5 protein-coding genes and 1 pseudogene are annotated in these 6,522 nt (G+C 57.9%); 4 read left to right on the top strand and 2 right to left on the bottom strand.

Annotated features, from left to right (window positions below; all coding sequences use genetic code 11):
• Positions 1–600 (bottom strand): hypothetical protein (locus P7F28_RS03560; RefSeq protein WP_277183062.1); only part of this gene is annotated, 600 nt, incomplete at its 3' end.
• Between the two features lie 2,598 nt (positions 601–3,198).
• On the opposite strand from P7F28_RS03560, the gene P7F28_RS03555 reads away from it, so the two are divergent.
• The 4 genes and pseudogenes from P7F28_RS03555 to P7F28_RS03545 all read left to right on the top strand — a co-directional run.
• Positions 3,199–3,738 carry a DUF6471 domain-containing protein gene (locus P7F28_RS03555; RefSeq protein WP_277183061.1) on the top strand — a complete coding sequence of 180 codons (540 nt, stop codon included), beginning with the start codon at positions 3,199–3,201 and terminating at the stop codon, positions 3,736–3,738.
• 508 nt (positions 3,739–4,246) lie between these two features.
• The gene (locus tag P7F28_RS33700) at positions 4,247–4,468 is read left to right on the top strand and encodes a BPSL0761 family protein (RefSeq protein WP_306805719.1); all 222 of its coding nucleotides are present in this window, start codon (positions 4,247–4,249) and stop codon (positions 4,466–4,468) included.
• 463 nt (positions 4,469–4,931) lie between these two features.
• Positions 4,932–5,483: a hypothetical protein gene (locus P7F28_RS03550; RefSeq protein ID WP_277183060.1), complete on the top strand. Its 552-nt coding sequence runs from the start codon at positions 4,932–4,934 to the stop codon at positions 5,481–5,483.
• 157 nt (positions 5,484–5,640) lie between these two features.
• Positions 5,641–6,231: pseudogene (locus tag P7F28_RS03545) on the top strand (IS630 family transposase); the annotation flags it as partial.
• Between the two features lie 86 nt (positions 6,232–6,317).
• Here P7F28_RS03545 and P7F28_RS03540 read toward each other — a convergent pair.
• Positions 6,318–6,522 (bottom strand): ATP-binding protein (locus P7F28_RS03540; protein WP_277183059.1); only part of this gene is annotated, 205 nt, incomplete at its 5' end.

Below are 6,522 nucleotides of genomic sequence, written 5' to 3'. Positions count from 1 at the left end.
GCATTGGATGCGCCTCCCACCATTGGACTTGGGCAGGGCTGGAACTTGATGCGCGAGCAGCCAATCGTGGTCGTACAGATTGAGCCATCGCCACAAAGCCGGTGCCGTCAACCTTGCTTGTGTGCGCGTTAATCCAATCCCTCGTGCGAGGTGCTGTTCCCAGAGCGTCCGTTTCGCCCGTCGCTCGACCTCATTCGGCGGCGAACTCCTGGCAGCGACTTGTACGGGTGCCCTGAGACGGACTATCGGTCGTTTGCAGGCAATCACATCCAAGGCCATCCGCAGTAGAGCGACCGCGACCGGATGCGCCGGGCGGTCATCGTAGAGCAACGAGCGCAGCGCAGGCGGAAGCATGCCGACCTCTCTGATCCACACGGTGATGCGCTCGTCCTCGAAACCTTCCGAGAGAAAGGCAAGGAAGTCACAGCTGAAGTCTTTTGCTCGCAACCGTCCGTGCTCGGGAACGTAGCCCCGCTCGCGTATGAGGCTCCGTAGTTCCTCGACAGCGGATTGCGCTTGCGCGGACTGGTACATGCGATACAAGATTTTTCCCAGCCGCAGACTGTTTGAGCGTCGACTGTGGTCATCTGATGCTCGCATGTTGATCTCGTGCGCGCTGCAAGGGTCAGCCAATGTCAGCGTCGTGTCGTGAATGGGACATCGAGTCAAAAGCGGAATGCAGTGGAACGTGAATGAGCAGCGTCGCCCCGTAGATTGAAGTGACGGCGCGCTGCACTCCTTGCATTCAAGGCCGTACCGATTGGCGCTTTGTATCGGCAATGGGAGACTTGGGCAGCATAGGCGAGGCCGATCAGTCGAACAGACCTGCCACTTTAGCCTCTGAGCTAACGACTTCGTCAGGCAGGACATAAACAGAGGGTAGAGTGTTCGCTCCATCAATACTTGGCCCGGTTCACCATAGAACCGGTTCGTAAGCTCGCAAAACTGCTCTATGCGGCAAGGGGCGGTGTGGAGCAGCGGATTGCCACGGCGGAACACGGTGGTGACGATTTGACGAATGCGTGGACTAAAAGTCGTGTCAGCAGTTGCGGTTGCGAGGCTGAAGGCCGTTTCAGATGGTCCGGCTTCATACAACGTCATTAACATGGCAGGCCAGTCCGTTCCATCATTTGCGTGCGAGCGTCACATGCGACGACTTGAGCTCATGTAGAGGCAACCAGTCTCCGAATATGCGGACATCCGCCAGTCTTTCTCCGGGGCGCCTGCGGAACGCCGCGATTTGGTCAAGGCTGGGCTGATCCAACACAAGCGTACGCTTTCCAGAAGACGTGAGCATGTTTCGTGTAATGGCCCGGGCGTCCACGACGGCGGCGTTTTCGACAGCAATGGTTGTCAGCACCTTTGAAGTGAGTCCCAGATAGCCATGCGTCAACCTATGCGTAGCCTTCGGTAGCCAGTTGGGCATGGGCCCTCGATATACGGTTCCTACCGTGAAAGCGTAGATCGACCTGCAAACTTGTAGCCAGAAGTCATCGGTGAAACTCTCGGACGGGCAAATCTCGAACGGCGAGCAGGAGAGTCCCGATCGCAGTGCAGCGATTGCTGCGCCGGGTGTCGCCATACACAAAACAGGGATTCCAGTCGTCCCGGTGAATTCTGCAATCGCGCTCCAAGTGAGGGCCGCGGTTCTTGTCATTGCCTCCGTTGTGTTAATCCGTTCGACGACTAATAGGCCAAGATTAGTGACGACCGCTAGGCAGCGGACGACAACAAGAAGGTGCCGGTCGCTGAACAAAGGAGTAGCTGCTAGCCGAGCATAGCTTGTATCTAAGGCAGCGTCGAAGGCCGCAAGCACATGGTTAGCGAACTCATGGACGCTCCCGCCAGTAGGCCAGACAACTCGAACCAAAGGTAACTGTACGACCTCGGTTTGTCCCTCCCCAACCGAAATTCGGCGGGCGGTGGCTGCACGGCCCAACACCGATTGGATCAGATCTGCCAACACCCGGCGCCCCGTCCGGACCGGGGCCGCCACAAGTATGACCCGGGATGTCGCTGCCGGCGCCGAGCCGAATGCGACCGGGACGTCATGGCCACGGCGGTCGCGCCGAAAGTGTAAGGCGCGATTCGCCGAAATCGTGAAATCGCGAAAGCGCGGGTTCAGTACATCCCGGTCGAGGTAGGATAAACGCACTTGCTTGAGCACTTCCTTCAAGATCTCTTGTCGAAGCAAGTCAGCGACGCATGGCTCGGACGCCGACCATGCTGGTGAGTTCACAGACCCACATTGCGCCGGCTTCTGCGAGAACATGGTATCCGCGACAGCCTCCGCCTCGGCGACGTTGCGTAGGAACGGATTTGCCGCCCGTGACTTGGAATGGCTCATTTGTCGACCTGTTTCCCTGCCACGGCCGGCGAAGTTCCAGCGCTCCGCCGCTCCGGCGATGCGCTAGCGCCTAATGCATCAACGGGCTATGGCTTTGCGCTCTGACGGTCTTCCCGAAGTCTCCTCGAATGCCCACGCCGTGACGTGAAAGACCTGACTCCGGCAGATTGTGCCGAGCTGGTGGTTTACTACGAGGCTGATGTTACGATTGTGAAGCCTGCGTGGTTCCGAGGAGGTGTGTGAGGCGTGACGTCACGTCACCCACGTGACGGCGGCTCGCAGCGGGGACCCATATTGATCGGTCGCGGTACTCATCCGGAATCGCACTGCGTGAAGCATCAATAATCGTTACCTCGGAGGGCGCGCGTCGCTTGATGTCAGCTCGAAGCATGTCCGCACGACCGTGGTATGCGATGAAATGCCTATGCAGTCGATTTCCGTGGATGGTTGCGCCGACTGTTCGGTGGGCAATTGAGTCCGGCAATAGAGCGATAAGTGACCGAAATCCGTAATCGTTAACTAGCCAGGTGTTGAGTACGATCGACAGGTCATGCTGTCTCACGACGAGGTCCGAGATCGGATGAAACAAAGGAAGAGGATGAGCCGAGAGAATTGACCGGGGTCGATGCTGGCCGCAGGTTCGGCCATAGATACGAAGCACTACCCCCTCGATTCCGAGGTAGAGAAGTGAGGCCATGACGTGATTCTCCGGAAACTGCCCATTAAGCCGAAACCAGGGGGGCAGGTTGGGGGTGAGGAATCACTGTCTCGACTGTGTGTAATTTTACTTTTGAGCGAGAGAACTAGCGTGCGTTTGCACACGGTGCACAACATACCAACCAGAGTACTACATGCGAGCGCGAAATCAAGGCGTGCGTGATGAGCGGATCGAGGCTGCGTGGGCCGGCCTCGTTTCGCGGGCGACGCGAGTTGCGTTGGCTCGGCAAGATCTCAGTTATGCCGAACTCGCATCGAGGCTATCAGCGCTCGGGTTGCCCGAGTCCGCTCGCTCTGTTGAAGGAAAAGTTCAAAGGGGACGGTTTCGCTTTTCGTTTTTCCTGCAAGCTGTGTATGCCTCTGGAGCGACATATCCCCATTCTTGGTTGCCGGTGATGTCATCGACCGCATCCTGGCAGGAACGCGCGACGTCGCTGCTTCATGCCGAACTAAGTGCGCAGCCGTGGTTGGACTGGCCCAAAGTTGCTCGACGTCTGGAAGAAATCGGTATCTGGATCGATGCATATGACCTTGAGACGCAGGTCGGAGAAGGTACGTTTTCCACTACGCTTTTCTTTCAGTGCGCTACTGTCTGCCGATTCGATGGAATTCAGCTTTATCTCGACAGTTCCTACGTGAATGCCATCGCACGTGACGGGGCGTCGGCAAGCTGAAGGACGATGATCGAGAATGTCTTGATGTTTCTCGCTGTTCCTCTACACTCGACATTGTGATGCCGCGTGCGGAACCGCACGCCAACTGGTCGGCTAAAAGTCGAATAAGTGTCGTCTGACCGGAGCTCCCCGGAACTCGCGCGCCAGGCTGCGTGCGTCCGGGCTACTGCTACCCGGGAAGTGGCCATGCCGAACGTTATCGCTCGATCCGCGAGCAACGGATATGAGGTTCGACTCGTTAATTGGCGCGTCATGTTGGTGTATCCCGAGAACACGCGTCATGTCCTTGGCATCGACGCGCGGGAAGGGACACCGCGTGTTAGCTCCGCAATCAAAGACTTCAACGCCAAGACTGGACGCGTGAAGACGTATTCACGCCGGGTGTACGTTCTCATGGGGTCAAGCCGACATGATGCAAAGGCCGAGCGCGTCTGGAACCAATGGTGCTCCGTCAACGACGTGTCCGGGTGCAAAGAGATAACCGACACTTTCTGTGGGTTTAGGCGCTATGACGACGCCTGAGGAGCGAACCCGGGCGATTCTTGGAGGGCGTGAGCTCTTGGCGACGTTGGCACATGGCCGCGGCTCTTATTCGCCGGATCTTGTCCGGACTTTGGCAATGACATTGCTGAGGCACTATCCGCTCGACGTTGATATTGACGTCTCGGCTGCCGCGTTACCTCATCTGTGGGCAAAACCGACGAAGGCTCGTCGCAGACCGGACCAATAGCTACGTCTGTTCCGTCGTCTTTGGAAGGACAGAAAGGCGACAACGGGAGCTCGGAGTCGCAACAACGAGCGTGAGCCGTGATGAAAGGTGCGGTATAAGGGCAGCCAAAAAGTGTGGCCCGGTCTTGCCGCGACGAAACGAGCGGGATAGTCCGGACGCGGGTCGCGTGCCGATCGCTCGGTGATGATTCGGCTAAGCTCTCTCTGCTCGTGGCTCGGCCCGTCGGTCCCTGCCGCGTGTTTTTTGCTGCATCTCGCCTGAATCGTCGGCAAGTTGTGGCGGGAAAGTTTACTCCGACTATCTGACAGCGGCGGTCGAAAGCGAACGGGGAGGAACGACAATGCCACGGCCTACACGCGCTAGAGAGGACGATGATTCCCTAACCAATGCTCGGTTGGATCATGCGTTGCGCCGAGCGGCTGTCGCCGCGGTCCTGTTTGATCCAATCGCGGCGTACACGCTTATGAAACTTCCGGACGCGGAAGTAGGACGGCGGTTGAAGATCCGCCTCGCGCGAACTATCGGTCGGTCCATAGTGCTCGGCCTGGACCTCCATGCCATACATGAGGAAGACGAGAAGCTGCGCGGACGTGGTATGCGAGGTCCGAAGCGACGCGAATCGCCGCGGCGCGCCCTTGTCGCCGCGGGCAAGTTGGTGCGCGCAGAAATTGTCTGCAATGCCTTGGGTATTACCGAGAAGAGACTGAGTAAAGATGTCGCCCGAGCTCGTATCTTCAACGTTGAGGTTCAAGGCACCCAGTACTACCCTGCGTTCGTACTCGCAGACGAGCTGGACCGCAAGGACGTAGCAAAGGTCACGAGGCGGCTCGATGGTTTAAGTGGCTGGAAAAAGTGGGAGTTCTTCACGGAGTCAAAGCGGTCGCTTGGAGAATTAACACCGCTTCAAGCACTTGTGCGAGGTGAAGTGAAGCGGGTGCTGATGGCGGCTGCAGCCGTCGTCGAACAGTCCCAGAACCTTGAGAGTCGCAATGTACCTGGTCCGCGGAAGGCGTGAAATCATGCGAGAGATTTGGGCCTTCGCTTTGGACATTCCGGTACTGGTTATAGCTCCGGCGATCAGTTTCGCGCTGTGCTTGCTAGTGTTCTGTTCTGTTGTTAACTGATCTATGTTCACGTAGCATGTTGACGTCAGCGAAACGGGAGACGTCAACATGGCAATGGGACGACCGAAGGCGGAACTGATGTTGAGCGAAGACGAGCGCTCGCAACTGATGTCGATAGCACGTTCTCGCTCGATTTCGGCTGCGCTGCTCATGCGGGCGCGGATCGTATTGTCGGCTGCTGAGGGCGAGCCCAACAGCGCGATCGCACAGCGCCTGCAACTCACGCGCGCCACGGTGGGCAAGTGGCGCCTGCGATTCCTGGAGCAACGCATCAACGGGCTCTATGACGAGGTACGTCCCGGCAAGCCGCGCACGATCGACGACGAGCGACTGGCGCAACTGATTCGGAAGACTCTGCACACCAAACCTGCGGATGGCTCCACGCACTGGAGCGTGCGCACGATCGCTGCCGAGACCGCTATCTCGCCAACGAGTGTGCATCGTTATTTCAAGCTGCTGGGTTTGCAACCGCATCGCAGCGAAAGCTTCAAGCTTTCGACGGATCAATTCTTCATCGAAAAACTGCGCGATGTAGTGGGCTTGTACCTGAGTCCGCCAGAAAATGCGCTGGTGCTGTGCGTGGACGAGAAGAGCCAGTGTCAGGCGCTCGAGCGTACGCAGCCCATGCTGCCGATGGGTTTTGTTGCCTTTCGCCGTAAAGGGGCCGGGTGTTTTCGGCGTAATGGCGCCAGCGAAAGGCGCCTGATTCGGGGCTCGAACGGGGATCAAGAATCCTTGTTTTTACCTCCTTTCGCAAGTGCTGATTTGTTGCTCTCGGGCATCGGGCGTGGAACACGGTAGCTCTCGCCGTCGAGCACGACGCGGTATGCCGCGTGTCGCAAGCGATCAAGCGTTGCAGCGCCGAGCATTTTGTTGGTCGCGAACGCGTCGCCCCATTCCGTAAAATCCAAATTACTCGTTAAGACAGTC

The organism is Caballeronia sp. BR00000012568055, from assembly GCF_029439455.1.
In the GTDB taxonomy this organism is placed as follows: Bacteria; Pseudomonadota; Gammaproteobacteria; order Burkholderiales; family Burkholderiaceae; genus Caballeronia.
This window is presented reverse-complemented; position numbering and strand designations above follow the sequence as displayed.